The organism is Asanoa siamensis (assembly GCF_016862555.1).
Taxonomy (GTDB): domain Bacteria; phylum Actinomycetota; class Actinomycetes; order Mycobacteriales; family Micromonosporaceae; genus Asanoa; species Asanoa siamensis.
The window spans coordinates 64,514-81,362 of sequence record NZ_BONE01000014.1 but is presented as its reverse complement, the minus strand read 5'-3'; the positions used below and the strand labels follow the sequence as shown (position 1 = coordinate 81,362).

General features: G+C 71.1%; 18 protein-coding genes. 9 read left to right on the top strand and 9 right to left on the bottom strand.

The annotated features are described in order from the left end of the window. Nucleotides 1–191 precede the first annotated feature (191 nt). From Asi02nite_RS11640 to Asi02nite_RS11630, 3 genes are all read left to right on the top strand, one after another. Nucleotides 192–1,529: an extracellular solute-binding protein gene (locus Asi02nite_RS11640; protein WP_239126649.1), complete on the top strand. Its 1,338-nt coding sequence runs from the start codon at nucleotides 192–194 to the stop codon at nucleotides 1,527–1,529. Between the two features lie 98 nt (nucleotides 1,530–1,627). Next, nucleotides 1,628–2,452 (top strand): carbohydrate ABC transporter permease, encoded by an 825-nt coding sequence (locus tag Asi02nite_RS11635; RefSeq protein WP_239126648.1) that lies wholly within the window; start codon nucleotides 1,628–1,630, stop codon nucleotides 2,450–2,452. Between the two features lies 1 nt (nucleotide 2,453). After that, the gene (locus Asi02nite_RS11630; RefSeq protein ID WP_239126647.1) at nucleotides 2,454–3,353 is read left to right on the top strand and encodes a carbohydrate ABC transporter permease; all 900 of its coding nucleotides are present in this window, start codon (nucleotides 2,454–2,456) and stop codon (nucleotides 3,351–3,353) included. Nucleotides 3,354–3,409: 56 nt separating this feature from the next. Here Asi02nite_RS11630 and Asi02nite_RS11625 read toward each other — a convergent pair whose 3' ends face one another. Next, entirely contained in the window at nucleotides 3,410–4,024 is a 615-nt protein-coding gene (locus tag Asi02nite_RS11625; RefSeq protein WP_203712436.1) for a DedA family protein, read from the bottom strand. Nucleotides 4,025–4,114: 90 nt separating this feature from the next. On the opposite strand from Asi02nite_RS11625, the gene Asi02nite_RS11620 reads away from it, so the two are divergent. Further along, the gene (locus Asi02nite_RS11620) at nucleotides 4,115–4,462 is read left to right on the top strand and encodes a UBP-type zinc finger domain-containing protein (RefSeq protein WP_203712434.1); all 348 of its coding nucleotides are present in this window, start codon (nucleotides 4,115–4,117) and stop codon (nucleotides 4,460–4,462) included. Here the strand turns inward: Asi02nite_RS11620 and Asi02nite_RS11615 are convergent. Then, nucleotides 4,459–6,330: a transketolase gene (locus Asi02nite_RS11615; RefSeq protein WP_239126646.1), complete on the bottom strand. Its 1,872-nt coding sequence runs from the start codon at nucleotides 6,328–6,330 to the stop codon at nucleotides 4,459–4,461. The genes Asi02nite_RS11620 and Asi02nite_RS11615 overlap by 4 nt on opposite strands. A 72-nt stretch (nucleotides 6,331–6,402) precedes the next feature. After that, entirely contained in the window at nucleotides 6,403–6,942 is a 540-nt protein-coding gene (locus tag Asi02nite_RS11610; RefSeq protein WP_203712433.1) for a TetR/AcrR family transcriptional regulator, read from the bottom strand. 78 nt (nucleotides 6,943–7,020) lie between these two features. Here Asi02nite_RS11610 and Asi02nite_RS11605 point away from each other — a divergent pair, with 78 nt between their 5' ends. Both Asi02nite_RS11605 and Asi02nite_RS11600 read left to right on the top strand, forming a co-directional pair. Continuing rightward, nucleotides 7,021–7,371 (top strand): winged helix-turn-helix transcriptional regulator, encoded by a 351-nt coding sequence (locus tag Asi02nite_RS11605; RefSeq protein ID WP_203712431.1) that lies wholly within the window; start codon nucleotides 7,021–7,023, stop codon nucleotides 7,369–7,371. Nucleotides 7,372–7,373: 2 nt separating this feature from the next. Continuing rightward, on the top strand, nucleotides 7,374–8,162 hold the full coding sequence (locus Asi02nite_RS11600; RefSeq protein ID WP_203712429.1) for a pentapeptide repeat-containing protein: 789 nt from the start codon (nucleotides 7,374–7,376) through the stop codon (nucleotides 8,160–8,162). Here the strand turns inward: Asi02nite_RS11600 and Asi02nite_RS11595 are convergent. Next, nucleotides 8,155–8,439 carry an adhesin gene (locus tag Asi02nite_RS11595; protein ID WP_203701681.1) on the bottom strand — a complete coding sequence of 95 codons (285 nt, stop codon included), beginning with the start codon at nucleotides 8,437–8,439 and terminating at the stop codon, nucleotides 8,155–8,157. The two genes, Asi02nite_RS11600 and Asi02nite_RS11595, sit on opposite strands and share 8 nt — an antisense overlap. A gap of 162 nt (nucleotides 8,440–8,601) precedes the next feature. Between Asi02nite_RS11595 and Asi02nite_RS11590 the strand changes: the two genes are divergently transcribed. Genes Asi02nite_RS11590 through Asi02nite_RS11580 form a run of 3 tightly spaced genes read left to right on the top strand, consistent with a single transcriptional unit; the run spans nucleotide 8,602 to nucleotide 10,353 of the window. Continuing rightward, a complete protein-coding gene (locus Asi02nite_RS11590) occupies nucleotides 8,602–9,504 on the top strand; it encodes a hydroxymethylglutaryl-CoA lyase (RefSeq protein WP_203712515.1) in 903 nt (300 codons plus the stop codon). Next, entirely contained in the window at nucleotides 9,501–9,926 is a 426-nt protein-coding gene (locus tag Asi02nite_RS11585; RefSeq protein ID WP_203712427.1) for a helix-turn-helix domain-containing protein, read from the top strand. The genes Asi02nite_RS11590 and Asi02nite_RS11585 overlap by 4 nt, the downstream gene beginning before the upstream one ends. Nucleotides 9,927–9,936: 10 nt before the next feature. Then, nucleotides 9,937–10,353, top strand: coding sequence for a VOC family protein (locus Asi02nite_RS11580; protein ID WP_203712425.1), 417 nt, complete (start codon nucleotides 9,937–9,939; stop codon nucleotides 10,351–10,353). A gap of 82 nt (nucleotides 10,354–10,435) precedes the next feature. Here the strand turns inward: Asi02nite_RS11580 and Asi02nite_RS11575 are convergent, their stop codons facing one another. The 5 genes from Asi02nite_RS11575 to Asi02nite_RS11555 all read right to left on the bottom strand — a co-directional run bounded on the left by Asi02nite_RS11575 (nucleotide 10,436) and on the right by Asi02nite_RS11555 (nucleotide 16,441). Continuing rightward, a complete protein-coding gene (locus Asi02nite_RS11575; protein WP_203712424.1) occupies nucleotides 10,436–11,281 on the bottom strand; it encodes an FAD binding domain-containing protein in 846 nt (281 codons plus the stop codon). After that, nucleotides 11,278–13,638, bottom strand: coding sequence for a xanthine dehydrogenase family protein molybdopterin-binding subunit (locus tag Asi02nite_RS11570; protein ID WP_203712423.1), 2,361 nt, complete (start codon nucleotides 13,636–13,638; stop codon nucleotides 11,278–11,280). The genes Asi02nite_RS11575 and Asi02nite_RS11570 overlap by 4 nt, the downstream gene beginning before the upstream one ends. Nucleotides 13,639–13,648: 10 nt before the next feature. Then, a complete protein-coding gene (locus Asi02nite_RS11565; RefSeq protein ID WP_308440148.1) occupies nucleotides 13,649–14,248 on the bottom strand; it encodes a (2Fe-2S)-binding protein in 600 nt (199 codons plus the stop codon). A gap of 184 nt (nucleotides 14,249–14,432) precedes the next feature. Then, nucleotides 14,433–15,551, bottom strand: a complete 1,119-nt coding sequence (locus Asi02nite_RS11560; protein ID WP_203712422.1) for a vWA domain-containing protein — start codon at nucleotides 15,549–15,551, stop codon at nucleotides 14,433–14,435. Next, nucleotides 15,548–16,441, bottom strand: coding sequence for an AAA family ATPase (locus tag Asi02nite_RS11555; protein WP_239126645.1), 894 nt, complete (start codon nucleotides 16,439–16,441; stop codon nucleotides 15,548–15,550). The genes Asi02nite_RS11560 and Asi02nite_RS11555 overlap by 4 nt, the downstream gene beginning before the upstream one ends. Nucleotides 16,442–16,849 lie beyond the last annotated feature (408 nt).

Sequence of the window (16,849 nt, the reverse complement as noted above, 5' to 3'; positions counted from 1 at the left end):
CCTCGGTGGCGGAATCCTACGTTGACTTGAAAATTCTCCGTTAATTTGCGAGACCACCGGCCGAAACTTCCCTGCCACAGCACCTGTGCGCCGCGCTGTGGGAGCGCTCCCTTGTGGCCGGTGACCCCTTGCCGCCTCAGCACGATCGATTCGGCCGCGCCCGCCGCGGCTCACGAGTACGGAGGTCCAGCGTGGAGCGCAGCATCCTGTCCCGGCGGAATTTTCTCGGCCTGACCATGGGCGTGGGCGCCGGTGCGGCACTGGCCGCCTGCGGCAGCTCCGGTCCCGGCACCGGGGCCGCGGGTGGCGGTGGCGCCGGTGCGGCCAGCTACTGGTTCCTCACCGGCGCACCCGGTGAGGGCATCCGCACCAACACCGTCAACCGGTTCAACCAGGCGAACCCCGACGCCAAGATCACGGCGACGACGTTCCAGAACGACGCGTACAAGACGAAGATCAAGACCTCGATCGGCGCGAACCAGGCGCCGACCATCATCTGGGGCTGGGGCGGCGGCACGCTGCGCAGCTATGTCCAGGCCGGCCAGGTCGAGGACCTGACCTCGTGGTTCGGCGAGAACGCGGCGGTCAAGGACCGGCTGTTCCCGTCGTCGTTCGGCGCCGCCACCATCGACGGCAAGATCTACGCGATGCCGGCCGAGACGGTCCAGCCGATCGTCATGTTCTACAACAAGCGGGCCTTCGAGAAGATCGGCGCGCAGCCCCCGCAGACCTGGGGCGACGTCATGGACCTCGTGCCCAAGTTCAACGCCAAGGGCATCGCGCCGTTCTCGCTCGGCGGCCAGTCCCGCTGGACCAACATGATGTGGCTCGAGTTCCTCTTCGACCGCATCGGCGGCAGCGAGGTGTTCCAGGCGGTCTTCGACGGCCAGAAGGGCGCCTGGTCGCACCCGGCGGCCATCCAGGCGCTGACGCTGACCCAGGACCTGATCAAGGCGAACGGCTTCATCAAGGGCTTCTCGTCGATCACCGCCGACTCCAACGCCGACCAGGCATTGCTCTACACGGGCAAGGCGGCGATGATGCTGCACGGCACGTGGACCTACGGCGGCATGGCCGCCGACGGGGGTGACTTCGTGTCCAGCGGCAGCCTCGGCTACATGAACTTCCCGCCGATCGACGGCGGCAAGGGCGACGTCAGCGACACCGTCGGCAACCCCGGTCAGTACTACTCGATCTCCTCCAAGGCCACCGCCGAGCAGAAGGAGACCGCGAAGAAGTTCTTCAAGGAGGCGGTGCTCGCCGACGCCGAGGTCAAGGAGTGGATCGACGCCGGCGCCGTGCCGATCGTCAAGGGCACCGAGGGCGCGTTCGGCGCGACCAAGGACGCCGACTTCCTGAAGTTCGTCTACCAGACCTCGGCCAACGCCAAGACCTTCGCGCAGTCGTGGGACCAGGCGCTGAGCCCGACGGCGGCGGAGAAGCTGCTCGACAACATCGCGCAGCTGTTCCAGCTCAAGATCTCCCCCGAGAAGTGGGCCGAGAACATGAACGGGACGATCGGGCAATGACATCTCTCGCTCCGCCCGCCTTGCGGAGGAGTTCAACCGAAGCCTCCACGGGCGGGCGGAGCGGGTCCGTCTCGTGGCTGGCCGTACCCGCCTTCCTGATGTTCGTGGCGTTCGGCATCGTCCCGCTGATCGGCGTGCTGGTCCTGAGCTTCACGCAGTGGGACGGCATCGGCGACATCCACCCGGCGGGCTTCGACAGCTGGCGGACCGTGCTGAGCGACCCGGCCCTCGTGCACGCGCTCTGGGTCACCTTCCTGATCATGGCGCTGTCCTGGGCCTTCCAGACCCCGCTCAGCCTGCTGATCGGCGTCTACCTGGCGACACAGACCCGCTACCGTGAGATCCTCGCGGTGATCTACTTCGTACCCCTGCTGCTCAGCTCCGCCGCCCTGGCGATCACCTACAAGGCGCTGCTCGACCCGAACTTCGGGCTCGGCGCGGGGCTCGGCATCCCGCTGCTGCAGCAGGACTGGCTCGGCCGCGACAACCTGGCCCTCGGCGTACTCGTGTTCGTCGTGTCCTGGCAGTTCATCCCGTTCCACTCGCTGATCTACCAGAGTGGCGTGCGGCAGATCCCGAAGGCGATGTACGAGGCGGCCGAGATCGACGGCGCCGGTCGGCTCCGGCAGTTCTTCAGCATCACGCTGCCGCAGCTCAAGTACACGATCATCACGTCGTCGACGCTGATGGTGGTCGGTTCGCTGACCTTCTTCGACCTGATCTTCGTGCTCACCGGGGGTGGGCCGGGCGACGCCACCCGGGCGCTCGCGCTCGACATGTACAAGCGGGGCTTCCAGGCCAACCTGATGGGCCCGGCGAGCGCCATCGCGGTGATCCTGGTGCTGGTCGGCCTCGCGCTCGCGCTGCTGCTGCGCCGCCTCGGCGGCAAGGACGCGAGCGAGAGCCAGATGGAAGGCGTGTGACGTGACGACGACCCTGAGCACACCACCCGACCAGGCGACCCGGCCGCGCGCACCGCACCGCCCCGTGCTGGGCGGCCGCCGCCGGCGGTTCAACCTGCCGGCCGGCGTCGCGGGCCTGATCTGGCTGGCGATCGTGCTGATCCCGCTCTACTGGATCCTGATCACCAGCCTCAAGACGCAGGCCAACTACTTCCTCAGCAACCCGTTCGCGCTGCCGACCGAGCCGACCCTCGACAACTACCGCATGGTGATCGAGGCCGACTTCGTCCGCTACTTCGTCAACAGCGTGATCGTCACCGCGGGCGCGGTGCTGCCCGCCGTGGCGATCTCGTTCATGGCCGCCTACGCGATCGTCCGCGGTGGCCACCGCAGCCGGTTCCTGCGCGGCGTCAACTCGCTGTTCCTGATGGGCTTGGCGATCCCGCTGCAGGCGGTGATCATCCCGGTCTTCCTGATCATCATCCGGCTGCGGATGTACGACACGCTGATGGCGATCATCCTGCCGTCGATCGCGTTCGCCATCCCGCTGTCGGTGCTGGTGCTCTCCAACTTCATCCGCGACGTGCCGCGCGAGCTGTTCGAGTCGATGCGGATGGACGGCGCCAGCGAGTGGGGCACGCTGCGGCACCTGGCCCTGCCGCTGGTGCGGCCCGCGCTGGTCACCGTGATCATCTACAACGGGCTCTCGATCTGGAACGGCTTCCTGCTGCCGCTGGTGCTGACCCAGAGCCCGACGCAGCGCACGCTGCCGCTGGCGCTCTGGACCTTCCAGGGGCAGTACAGCATCAACGTGCCCGCGGTGCTGGCCTCGGTGGTGCTGACGACCCTGCCGATCCTGGCGGTCTACGTGCTCGGCCGGCGCCAGTTGCTCAGCGGCCTGACGGCCGGCTTCAGCAAGTAGATCCCCGCCCCTCCTCGGCTTCGCCGCCTGACACTCCGGGCGGCGAAGCAGAGGACTTAGTGGGCCCGGCGTTCGCGGACCCGGCGGTAGACGACCCAGGCCAGCACGGCGGCCACCACCGCCGCGCCGATGCCAATCGCCGCCCACTTGCCGACCGCGTCCTCGATCATCTGGTACGAGTGCCCGGCCAGGAAGCCGAGCAGCACCGAGCCGACGCCCCAGACCACGCCGCCGATCGCGTTCCAGGCCAGGAACCGGCGGTAGTGCATGTGCGCGACGCCGGCCCCGAAGGGCACGAACGCCCGCAGGAACGCGATGAACCGCCCGAGGAAGACCGCCGGCCCGCCGCGTCTGGCCAGGAACGAGCGGGCCGCCTCCACCTGTTTCTCGCGTTTTCGCAGGATCCTGACGCCCAGCAGGCGGTGTCCCCAGCGCGAGCCGATCTCGTAGCCCACCGTGTCGCCGATGATCGCCGCCGCGACCACGATCACGCTCATCCAGACCACGCTGACGTGGCCCAGGCTGGCCGCGACGCCACCCAGGATGGCGGCGGTCTCACCGGGCAGGATGAAACCGAAGAAGAGCGCGTCCTCGGCGAACACGACCAGCGCGACGATCAGGTAGACGTAGATCGCCCGCTGGTCGAGCAGACTGTTGAGCACGTCGCTCACCTGGCGATCTTACGTGGGGTGACGGAATCGTCACGTGAGACCGCGCCTGATCGGGGTAGCTGGCAGGGCAGCACAGGAGGAGGAACAACCGTGACTGAATCGGTCGTACGACCCGAGGTGGCCCCGTCCGGCACCGGCTGCGCGGAATGCACCGACAGCGGCGGCTGGTGGCTGCACCTGCGCCGCTGTGCCACCTGCGGGCACATCGGCTGCTGCGACAACTCGCCCTCACAGCACGCCACCAAGCACGCCACCACCAGCGGGCACAACATCATCCGCTCGTACGAGCCCGGCGAGGACTGGTACTACGACTACTCGACCGGCGACTTCCTGGAAGGCCCGGCGCTCGCCGACCCGCAGAGCCACCCGGACGACCAGCCCGTGCCGGGTCCGGCCGACCGGGTGCCCCACGACTGGCAGCTCCGACTGAACGCCTAGCTAGCCAGTGCCCGGGCCGCGGCCGCGATGTGGTCGGCGTCGATCTCCGCGGCGGCGAGGAGCTCGGCCGTCTTGCCGGAGCCGGGCAGCGTCCGCACCGCGAGGTGGGTGAAGCGCAGGGTCGACGAGCCCGCGGAGAGCAGCGCCTCGGCCACCGCCGACCCGAGCCCGCCCTCCGGGTGGTGGTCCTCGACGACGACGATCCGCCCGTCGGTCGCCGCCACGGCCTCGTGCAGTGTCGCGGCGTCGATCGGCTTGACGGAGTAGAGGTCGAGCACCCGCGCGCGGACGCCCTCGGCGGCGAGCTGGTCGGCCGCGGCCAGGCACTGGTGCAGCGTCACGCCGGCGCCCGCCAGCGTCACGACGTCGTCCGGGCTCGACCGCAGCACCTTGGACCCGCCGACCGGGAACTGCTCGCCCGCCTCGTACAACACGGGGTAGGCGCCGCGGGTCGTCCGCATGTAGCTCACGCCCGGCAGGTCGACCATGGCCGCCACCAGGGCCGCGGCGCTGGTCGCGTCGCTCGGGTAGAGCACGGTCGAGCCCTGCACGGCCCGCAGCATCGACAGGTCCTCCAGCGCCATCTGCGACGGCCCGTCCGCGCCGATCTCCACGCCGGCGTGCGACCCGCAGAGCCGGATGTCGGCCTGTGAGATCGAGGCCATCCGGATGAAGTCGTACGCCCGGGACAGGAACGCGGCGAAGGTCGAGGCGAACGGCACGTAGCGCCGCACCGACAGCCCGACCGCGGCCGCGATCATCTGCTGCTCGGCGATGTACATCTCGAAGAACCGGTCCCCGAACGCCTTCGCGAACTCCTCCGAGTAGGTCGAGTTGCCGACCTCGCCGTCCAGCGCCACGATCCGCGGGTGTCCGCCGCCGAGCGCGGTCAGCGCGTCCCCGTACGCCCGGCGGGTCGCCACCTTCTCGCCCACGTCCCAGCGCGGCAGGTCGGGCAGGTTCCGCGGCGCGGGGCGGGACGCCGGCTGCGCGTCGGGCGGCAGCGGCCCCCGCACCACCAGGTCGCTCTCGCCGCCCAGCTCGCGGATCGCCCGGTCGGCCATCTCCGCGGGCAGCGGCTTGCCGTGCCAGCCCTCCAGGTTCTCGACCTCGCTGAACCCGCGGCCCTTGAGCGTGCGGGCGAGGATCACCGTCGGACGGTCGTCGGTGCGGTCGGTGGCCGCCCGGTACGCCTCGTCGATCGCGTCCACGTCGTGCCCGTCCACGATCAGCACCCGCGCGCCGAACGCCTCGGCCCGCCGCGCGTACGCGTCGAGGTCCCACTGCAGCTCGGTGGGGCCGCTCTGGCCGAGCCGGTTGACGTCGACGATCGCGATCACGTTCGAGAGCCGGTAGAAGGAGGCCTTGTCGATCGCCTCCCACATCGAGCCCTCGGCCATCTCGCTGTCGCCGCAGAGCACCCAGACCCGGTACGGCAACTCGTCGAGGTAGCGCCCGGCCAGCGCGACGCCGACACCGTCCGGCAGGCCCTGGCCGAGCGAGCCGGTGGCCACGTCGACCCAGGGCAGCACAGGGGTCGGGTGGCCCTCCAGCCGCTGCCCGAACCGCCGGTAGCCGGTCATCAGCTCCTCGTCGGAGACCACGCCGACCGCCTTGAAGACGGAGTACAGCAGCGGCGAGGCGTGCCCCTTGGAGAAGATCAGGTGGTCGTTGGCGTCGTTCCCCGGGTTGTCCCAGTCGTAGCGCAGGTGCCGGGTGACCAGCACGGCGAGCAGGTCGGCGGCCGACATGCTCGAGGTGGGGTGGCCGGATCCGGCGCTCGTGCTGGTCCGCACGGAGTCGACCCGGAGCTGCCGGGCCACCTCACGCGCGGTGGACAGGTCGGCGATGGTCGCTGTGCTGGTCACGATGTCCCCTTCGCGGCGTGGATTTCTCCTTCCTGGCCGCGTACCCCTGGTGGGCGGGTTGAATCTCGGCCGTCAGGCCCGGTCGGCCGCCGCGCGGATCGCGGCGGTCAGGTCGGTCGCGGTGAGCGCGCCGTCGGGGTCGATCAGCCACTGGATGGCCAGGCCCGCGAGCAGCGCCTGGGCGAGGCCGCCGAGCAGCCGGGCCTCCTCGCCCTCGGCGGCGCCGAACAGGCCGGCGAGCTCGGTGCGCCCCTGGCGCTGGCCCGCGACCAGGAACTCGTGGATCTCCGGCAGCCGGTCGACCTGGCCCGCGAGCTCGAATTGCGTGGTCCAGAGCGGGCGCTGGGTGCGCACCGACGCGATGACCGCGGCCCAGACCGCCTCGGCCGAGCCGTCGGTGTCGCGCAGCGTGCCGGCCAGCTCCTCGCCCCACTCGGCCAGCGCCTCGACCAGCGCCTGGTTGAGCAGCTCCCGGGTCGAGCCGAAGTGGTAGCCGATCGCGGCCAGGCTGACGCCGGCCGCCGTGGCGATGTCGCGCGCGGTGGTGCGGGTGTAGCCGATGTCGTGCAGGCACTGCTTGGCCCCGGCGATCAGGCTTTCCCGGTTTCCCATCCGGCGATTGTACAAGTGTGCAAAAACGCCTTGGTGTACGAGTTGTAACAGGCGGCCGACCTCTGTGACGATGGAGGCATGACCGAGGACGAGTGCACCGCGCGCGAGGTGCTCGACCGGGTCGGCGGCAAGTGGAGCATCGCGATCATCGTCGCCGCGGCGCTGGGCCCCGTGCGGTTCACCGAGTTGGAGCGGTCGATCGACGGGATCAGCCGGCGCATGCTCGCGCTCACGCTGCGCAACCTCGAACGCGACGGCCTGCTGACCCGCACCGTCTACCCGACCGTCCCGCCCCGGGTCGAATATGTGGCCACCGACCTGGCCCGGGAGATCTACGACGCGCTGGTCACGCTCACCACCTGGGCCGAACGGCACCGTGCGGAGATCGCGGCCGCCCGCGCCGCGTACGACCGGCGGGCGGTTTCGTAGGGTTGGTCGCCGTGGAGCTGACCGCGGACTGCAGCCGGTGCGTCGGGCTGTGCTGCGTGGTGCCGGCCTTCGCGAAGTCGGTCGACTTCGCGATCGACAAGCCCGCCCGGCAGCCCTGCCCGAACCTGGGCGGCGACTTCCGCTGCGGGATCCACGCGAAGCTGCGCACGTCCGGTTTCCGCGGCTGCACCGTCTACGACTGCTTCGGTGCCGGGCAGCACCTGACCCAGGGGACGTTCGGGGGCGCGGACTGGCACGAGCGGCCCGAGTTGCTGGCGGCCTTCCCGGTCATGCGGGAACTGCACGAACTGCTCTGGTACCTGACCGCCGCGCTCGACCTGACGCTGCCGGCCGCCCAGCGCGCCGCCCTGGAGACGGCCCGGGAGCAGACGGTCGCGTTGACCGAGGGTGACGACCTGGCCGCGCTCGACGTCGCGCCGCACTGGGCGGCCGTCAACGACCTGCTGCTGCGGGCAAGTGCCACCGTCCGTCGCAACGCGCCCGGGCGGCGCCTGGAACGGCGCGGTGCCGACCTCGTCGGCAAGGACCTGCGGCGCACCGACCTGCGCGCGGCCAACCTGCGCGGCGCGTACCTGATCGGTGCCGACCTGCGCGGCGCCGACCTGGCGGCGGCCGATCTGATCGGCGCCGACCTGCGCGACGCCGACCTGCGCGGCGCCCGGCTGGGCACCACGCTGTTCCTCACGCAGCCGCAGGTCACGGCGGCGCGCGGGGACCGCGGGACGGCGCTGCCGGCCGGGCTGCGCCGCCCCGACCACTGGACTAGCTGAGCTGTTCGCCAACCTCGAACTGGACGGCCCCGTTGGCGTCGACGGCTGCGTCGAGCGATTTGTCGTCGAGCACGCGGGCGGCTTCCCCGTCCAGGAACAGCCGGGCACCGGACGTGTCGACGACCTGATCACCCTCCTGTGGCGAGGTCGCGAGGCTCATCGTGAGCGCGCCCTGCGTCGGGTCGGATGCGATGCGGACCCCGGCGCCGTCCGGCAGGTTCTGCTGGCCGGTCAGGTCGCGGATCACCGCGACGGCGTTGTCGGTCACTGCGAGCATGGTGAAACCCTCCAGTTTTGCGGCAGGGGATTGTTGGTTGAGACCGCAACTGACAGGGCCGTCCTTAACGGCGAGCGGAACTGCGGCCGTCCAAGACCCACGTAACCCTCCGCCGCCGGATCCCGCAACCCGAACGCGACTTAACATGAGTTCATGAACCCGATGCCCGGCTCTGTGTCCATCCGCGAGGTCGCACCCCGTGATGGGCTCCAGAACGAGGATCCGGTGCCCACGGAAGCCAAGATCGAGCTGCTGGACGCGCTCTCGGGCACGGGCGTACGCCGGATCGAGGCGGTCTCCTTCGTTCACCCGAAAGCGATCCCGCAGATGGCGGACGCCGACGCGGTGTGGTCCGCGGTGCACAAGTCACCGGCGGTGCGCTATTCGGCCCTCGTGCCCAACTCGCGCGGTGCCCAGCGCGCCCTCGCGGCCGGGTTCACCGAGGTCGAGGTCGTCGTCTCGGCGAGTGACACGCACAACAAGCGCAACGTCAACCGCTCCACCGCCGAGTCGCTCGACGACATCGCGGCGTTGATCGACGAGTTGCACGGCGCGGGCGCCAGCGCCGAGGTGATCATCGCGACGAGCTTCGGCTGCCCGTTCGAGGGCGACGTCGATCCCAAGCGGGTCGCCGACATCGTCGACCGGGTGGTGGCCGACGGGGCCGACCGCATCGCGTTCGGCGACACCACCGGCATGGCCACCCCGCGCCGGGTCACCGAGGTGGTCACCCTGGTCCGCGAGCGCCAGCCGGACATCCCGGTGCTGCTGCACTTCCACAACACCAGGGGTACGGCGCTCGCCAACATCCTGACCGCGCTCGACCTGGGCATCACCGAGTTCGACGCGAGCGTGGGCGGGCTGGGCGGCTGCCCGTACGCCCCGGGCGCGACCGGCAACGTGGCCACCGAGGAGGTGGTGCACATGCTGGAGGACATGGGCATCGACACCGGGATCGACCTCGACGCGCTGATCGAGGCGGCGGCGCTGGCGCAGCGGGTGGTGGGCCGCGAACTGCCGTCGGGTGTGCTGCGGGCGGGTCCGCGTACCAGACTGGCGTCGTGAATCTCCACGACCTGGTGCTGCTGCGCCGGGCCCGCGATCTGATCGATCGCGACTATGCCCGGCCGCTGGACGTGCCCGCGCTGGCCCGGGCGGCGCTGATGTCGCCGTCGCACTTCGCCCGCGGGTTCCGGGCGGCGTTCGGCGAGACGCCCTATCAATACCTGATGACCCGGCGGATCGAGCGGGCGCAGGCGCTGCTGCGGCGGGGCGACCTGTCGGTGACCGAGGTCTGCCTCGCGGTCGGTGCCACGTCGCTCGGCTCGTTCAGCGCCCGGTTCACAGAGATCGTGGGGGTTCCGCCGTCGGTCTACCGGGCCCGGGACCACTCGCGGCTCGCACCGGTGCCCGCCTGCTTCGCCCAACGGCTGACGCGACCCAGGCGAGTCGTTTCGGAGAAGCGCCGGGCGGCGTCCCCGGCCTAGCGTCGGGAGCATGAACCTGACGCTCTCGCACTGCTTCATCCTCGTCGACGACCAGGACAAGGCCCTCGCGTTCTATCGCGACGTGCTCGGTCTCGAGGTGCGCAACGACTTCGACATGACCGACTGGGGCAACCCGTGGCGCTGGATCACCGTCGGCGCGCCCGGCCAGCCCGGCATCGAGATCGGCCTCGACCCCGCCGTGTCCAAGGCACCCGGTGACCAGCCGGCGCTGCGCGAACTGATCGCCAAGGGGGCCCTGTCCGCGCTGATCTTCGACACCGACGACTGCGACGCGACGTTCGAGCAGGTCCGCCGGTCCGGCGCCGACGTGCTGCAGGAGCCGGTCGACCAGCCGTACGGGGTGCGGGACTGCGCCTTCCGCGACCCGTCGGGCAACATGGTCCGCTTCAGCCAGCGGCGAGGCTGAAGGAACGGTCCGCTGTTAACGGTTTCCGCAGAGAAACGGTCCGTTATTAACACCGGGCGTTAACAACGGACCGTTCCTTGCTTCACACCAGGCTCGCGACCGCCCGCTTCGTCAGCACGCCGGCCAGGTGGCGCCGGTAGTCGGCGCTGGCCAGCATGTCGTCGCTCGGCCGGGTGCCCTCGGCCGCCCGGGCCGCCGCGGCGCCGATCGCCTCGGCGTCGCCGGCACCGGCCAGCGCCTCCTCAGCCGCGGTCGCCCTCAGCGGCGTCGAGCCCATGTTGGTCAGCCCGACCCGGGCCGCGGTGACCGTGCCGTTCTCGCGCTTGACCAGCGCGGCCACGCCGACCAGGGCCCAGCCCTGGGCGACCCGGTTGAACTTCTCGTAGCGGCCCTGCCAGGCGCCCTGCTTGGGCACCCGGACCGCGACGAGCACCTCGTCGGGCGCGACGACGCTCTCCAGGTAGTCGACGAAGAACTCGCTCGCCGGCACGACCCGGCGCCCGCCGGGGCCGGCGATCTCCATCGACGCCCCGAGCACCAGCGCCACCGCCGGCAGGTCGCCCGCCGGGTCGGCGTGCGCCAGCGACCCCGCGAACGTGCCGCGGTGCCGGACCTGCCGGTCCGCCACGGTGGACGTGGCCTGCGCGAGCAGCGGCAGGTGCGCGTTGACCAGCGGGTCGCGCAGGACGTCGGCGTGGGTCACCATCGCGCCGATGACGATCGCGTCGCCGTCCTCGCGTACGCCCCGCAACTCGGCGACACCGCCGAGGTCGACCAGGGTGCTCGGGGCGGCGAACCGCATCCGCAGCAGCGGGAGCAGGCTCTGCCCGCCGGCGATCACCTTGGCGTCCTCGCCGGCGTCGCGCAGCGTCGAGACCGCCTCGTCGACGGTGGTCGGCGCCGCGTAGTCGAACGACGGGGGGATCATGCCGCACCTCCCTGGACGGCCCGCCAGACCCGCTCCGGCGTGCACGGCATCGCGATGTCGTTGACACCCATCGGGCGCAGCGCGTCGACGATCGCGTTGACGACCGCAGGCGTCGACGCGATCGTGCCCGCCTCGCCGACTCCCTTCGTACCCAGTGGATGGTCCGGGGCCGGGCTTTCCGTGCGGTCGGTGACGAACGACGGCAGGTCCGCCGCCGTCGGCAGCGTGTAGTCGACCAGCGTGCCGGTCATCAGGTTGCCGTCGGCGTCGTACACGGCCTCCTCGAAGAGCGCCTGCGCGACGCCCTGCGCGATGCCGCCGTGCACCTGGCCCTCGACGATCAGCGGGTTGATCACCTTGCCGATGTCGTCGACCGCCACGTATTTCCGGATCGTGACCCGGCCCGTCTCCGTGTCGACCTCCGTCGCGCACAGGTGGGTCCCGTGCGGGAACGAGAAGTTGACCGGGTCGTAGACCGCGTCGGCGTCCAGCGTCGGCTCGATCCCGTCGGGCAGGTCGTGCGCGGCGAACACCGCCAGCGCGCAGTCGGCCATGCTCTTGCCGCCGTCGGGGTTGCCGCGCACCCGGAACTGCCCGCCGGTGAACTCCAGGTCGGCCGGGTCGCATTCGAGCATGTGCGCGGCGATCGGCTTGGCCTTGTCGAGCACCTTCTGGCAGGCGTTGTAGAGCGCGATGCCGCCGACCGCGAGGGAGCGCGAGCCGTACGTGTCGAGCCCCTTGTAGGAGGTGCGGGTGTCGCCGTGCAGCACCTCGACGTCGTCGAAGGCGACGCCGAGCTGGTCGGCCACGATCTGGCTCCACGCCGTCTCGTGCCCCTGGCCGTGCGGTGACGTCCCGGTGACCACCTCGACCTTGCCGGTGGGGAGCATGCGTACGCTCGCCGTCTCCCAACCGCCGGCGCCGTAGCGCAGCGAGCCGAGCACCCGGGACGGCGCCAGGCCGCACATCTCGGTGTAGGTCGAGATGCCGATGCCGAGCTGGACGGGGTCCTGGGCTTCCCGGCGGCGTTGCTGCTCCGCGCGCAGCTCGTCGTAGCCGAGCAGCTCCATCGCCCGGTCGGTGGCCTTGTCGTAGTCGCCGGAGTCGTACTGCAGGCCGCAGACCGTGGTGAACGGGAACTCCTCGGCCTTGATCCAGTTGCGCCGGCGTACGTCCATCGGATCGAGCCCGAGCTCGGCGGCCAGCTCGTCCATCAGCCGCTCGATCGCGTAGGTGGCTTCGGGCCGGCCCGCACCCCGGTAGGCGTCGGTGATCGTCGTGTTGGTGAAGATCCCGGAGCATTCGAAGCGGTACGCGGGGAACTTGTAGATCGCGTTGTACATGAACGCGCCGAGGATGGGCACGCCCGGGCCGACGAGTCCCATGTAGGCACCCATGTTGGCCAGCAGCTTGACCCGCAGGCCGGTGACGGTGCCGTCGCGCCGGGCGGCCAGCTCCAGATCCTGGATGACGTCGCGGCCGTGGTGGGCCGAGACCAGGCTCTCGGAGCGCGACTCCGTGTATTTGACCGGTCGGCCCAGCCGCTTGGCCGCGACGAACGCGATCAGCTCCTCCGGCGTGACCTGGAGCTTGCCGCCGAAGCCGCCACCGACGTCCGGCGCGATGACGCGGACCTTGTGCTCGGGGGTGCCGGTCACGACGGAGATCAGGAACCGCAGGATGTGCGGGATCTGGGTGGCCGACCAGATCGAGTACGCGTCGCCGGTCGGGTCGACGACCACGCTGCGCGGCTCCATGAAGGCCGGGATCAGCCGCTGCTGCACGTACCGCCGCTTGATGACGACCTCGGCGCCGTCGAGCGCGGCCGCGGCGTCGCCGCCCGTGCCCGCCTCGGCCGAGTCGAACACCCAGGTGTAGCCCTTGTTGGTGCCCTTGTCGGCGTGCACCAGGTCGGCGCCGTCGGCGATGGCCGCCTCCATGTCGAGCACGGCCGGCAGCGGCTCGTAGTCGACCTCGATCGCGGCGATCGCGTCGAGCGCGGCCGCCCTCGACCGGGCCGCGACCACCGCGACCGCCTCGCCCATGAACTTGACCTCGTCGACCGCGATCGGCGGCCGGTCGGGGTGCACCATGTCGGCCGTGACCGGCCAGGCGCACGGCAGCGCCCCCTGCACGTCGGCCACGTCGCGGCCGGAGAAGGCGGCGACGACGCCCTTGGTCTCCAGCGCCGGCGAGACGTCGATGCTGGTGATCCGGGCGTGTGCCATCGGGCTGCGCAGGATCGCCAGGTGCAGCATCCCGGGCAGCGTCACGTTTTCCGTCCAGGTCGTGCGCCCGGTGATCAGCCGGGCGTCCTCCTTGCGGCGCCGCGCGCTGCCAACCTCGGTGATGGTCATCGGCTCTCCCTCACGGCACCGGCTGGGGGATGGTCTCGTCCGGCACGTGCTCGCGGGGCAGACCGTCGTCGGGTGTCTGGGCCTCGCCGGCCCGTGGCGACGGGGGAGCCGGCTCGGCCTGGGCGCCCTGGCGGATCTCGGCGCTCGCCTCCTGGACCGCCCGCACGATGTTCTGGTAGCCGGTGCACCGGCAGAGGTTGCCCTCGAGCCCTTCGCGGATCTCGTCCTCGGTGGGGTCGGCGTTCTCCTGGAGCAGGTCGACCGCCGCCATGATCATGCCGGGGGTGCAGAACCCGCACTGCAGGCCGTGGGCCTCGTGGAAGGCCCGCTGCACGGGGTGCAGCGTGCGGTCGGGCCCGGACAGGCCCTCGATCGTGGTGATCTCCCGGCCGTCGGCCTGCACGGCCAGGACCGAGCAACTCTTGACACCCTGCTGGCGCCCTTCGGGATCACTCATCAGCACCGTGCACGCGCCACAGTTGCTGGTGTCGCAACCGACGACGGTGCCGACCTTGCCGAGTTGTTCCCGCAGGTGGTGCACGAGCAGGGTGCGCGGCTCGACGTCGTCCTCGTACTCGACGCCGTCGACCTTCATCGATACCCGGGTCATCAAGCCTCCCGGCTTGCTCCACTGCGCCCGGTGGGGGCCGGCGCGCATGCTCACGTCAGGGACGGGCGCGGGCCCAGGCTGCGCTTTCCTCCTCTCCACCGGCGACGTTGCGGGCGGCCAAGGTCATTCGCGCTAAGCCATCAGCCAATCTCTTCGTGCGCGGCACCGCAAGAGGAGAGTGTTCTTATTTCGCGATGACCCGGACCAATTCGTCGAGCGCGGCGACGGTGTGGCCGGCGACGAACTCGTCGAGGTGCGGCAGGGCGGCGGCCATCCCGCCGGCCAGGGGAGCGAAGCCGTCCTTGCCGCGGTGGGGATTGACCCAGATCAGCCGGTACGCGAGGCGGGCCAGGCGGTGTGTGCGCTGCGCGAGGGCGGTGGGGTCGCCGCGTTCCCAGCCGTCGCTGAACATGACGACGATCGCGCCGCGGGCCGTGCCGCGCTGACCCCAGCGGTCGAGAAAGGCCTGGAGCGCGTCGGCGAGCCGGGTGCCGCCGTGCCAGTCCGGGATGGCGGTCGACGCGGCGTGCAGCGCGGCGTCGGCGTCGCGGTGCCGGAGCGCTCGGGTGATCCGGGTCAGCCGGGTGCCGAGCGTGAAGACCTCGGTGCGGGTCGGCCTGGTCCGGACGGCGGCGTGCGCGAACCGCAGGAGGGCGTCGGCGTACGGGCTCATCGACCCGGAGACGTCGATCAGCAGCACGAGGCGGCGGGGGCGCTCGACGCGGCGCCGCCGGGCGAGCCGGGTGGGCTCGCCCGCCCGCGTGAGCGCGGCGCGGACCGTCCTGTTCGGATCGATCTCACCCCGCGCGGCCGGCTGGCGCCGCCTGCTGCGCCGGGTCGCGGTCTTCGGTCCGAGCAGCGCCAGCAGCCGGCGCACCTCGGCGCGTTCCGTCGGGGTGAGCAGGGCGAAGTCGCGCCGGCGGAGGATCTCGACGGTGCTGGCGGACAGCCCGAGGACCTGCGGCTCGTCGCCGTCGTCCGCGCTGTCGCCGGGCGGCCCGGACGTGTACGGCGCGGCGACGCTGGGCAGGGTGGCGGCGGGGTTGAGCGGGGTGCCACGCTGGGGCCGCTGACCGCCGAAGTAGGCGGCGAACGCGGCGTCGTAGATCCTGATGTCGTCCGGCTCGGCACAGAGCGTCTGGCGGCCGGCCCAGTAGAGGTGTCGTGCGGTGGTGCCGCCGAGGGCGTCGACCGCGCGGAGCATCGTCTGCACCCGGTCGGGCCCCGCCTCGACGCCCGCGTGCCGCAGGGTGCGTGCGAACCCGACGACCAGCCCCGTCAGGTCGAGCCCCGCGCCGGTCATGGTTGTGCGGCGACCAGGTCGTCGAGGCCGGCTCTGACGCGGGCGACGTCCTCGCGGTACTTCAGGACGGCACCGAGGGTGGCGGCGGCCCGGTCGGGATCGAGGTCGCGGGCTCCGAGCGCGACGAGCGCACCGGCCCAGTCGATCGACTCGGCGACACCGGGCGGCTTGATCAGATCAAGCTCCCGCATCCGCCCGGCCGCGGCGGCGACCTGCTCGGCGAGCCGCCGGGTGATCTGGGGCAGCCGCTCCCGCAGGATCGCGACCTCGCGGTCGAACTCGGGGTGCTCGACCCAGTGGTAGAGGCAGCGCCGCTTGAGCGCGTCGTGCACTTCCCGGGTGCGGTTGCTGGTCAGGACGGTGAGCGGCGGCGTCTCGGCCACGATCCGCCCGATCTCGGGAATGGTGATCGCGGCCTCGGCGAGCGTCTCGAGCAGGAACGCCTCGAACTCGTCGTCGGCCCGATCGACCTCGTCGACGAGCAGCACGCAGGGGCTGTGCTCGAGGGCTTGGAGGAGCGGCCGCGCGATCAGGAACCGCCGGTCGTAGAGCCCGGCCTCGAGCACGGCGGCATCGATCTGTTGCCCGGACGCGGCGGCCTCGGCGGCCCGCAGGTGCAGGATCTGCCGGGGAAAATCCCAGTCGTAGAGCGCCTGCGCGGCGTCGAGCCCTTCGTAGCACTGCAGCCGCACGAACCGCGCACCGGTAGCGACGGCAAGGGCCTGCGCGAAGGCGGTCTTCCCGACGCCGGCCTCGCCTTCGAGAAACAACGGCCGGCCCAAGGTGAGCGCCAGAAACCCGGCGGTGGCAAGCCCTTCGTCGGCCAGGTACCCGGTGGACGCCAACGCATCAGCCAACGCCGCGGGTGACTCAGGCAACGAGGTCGTCACGCGCCCCACTATGCCAGCTCGATCGCCGGGTTAGCCTGTCCACAACATCGAATCGATCGACGTCGAGGTGCGCGATGACGGTTCGCAGGCGCGGGCGCGGTCAGCACACCACTCATCAAGGGCAAGTGACGCAACGAGCGTTCGGCCACGTCGCCCACGATCGAGCCCTCATGCCGATGGGTGGATGGTGGTCTGCCCGCTCAACCGTTGTGGTCCCGCTCGCGAAGGCCGATGGTTGGCACAGGCGCCCGCCTGGACAAGGGAGATACCTGCGCTTGCTCAATTCGCTCGCCTGGCAATGCGGGACGACGACGACGAGACCGAAGCGCCGCCGCTGTCGACGGACGAGGCACGGGAGCTACTCGTGCTGGCCTCAGGCGCCAACTCGCCACCGACGTCGGTGCCACC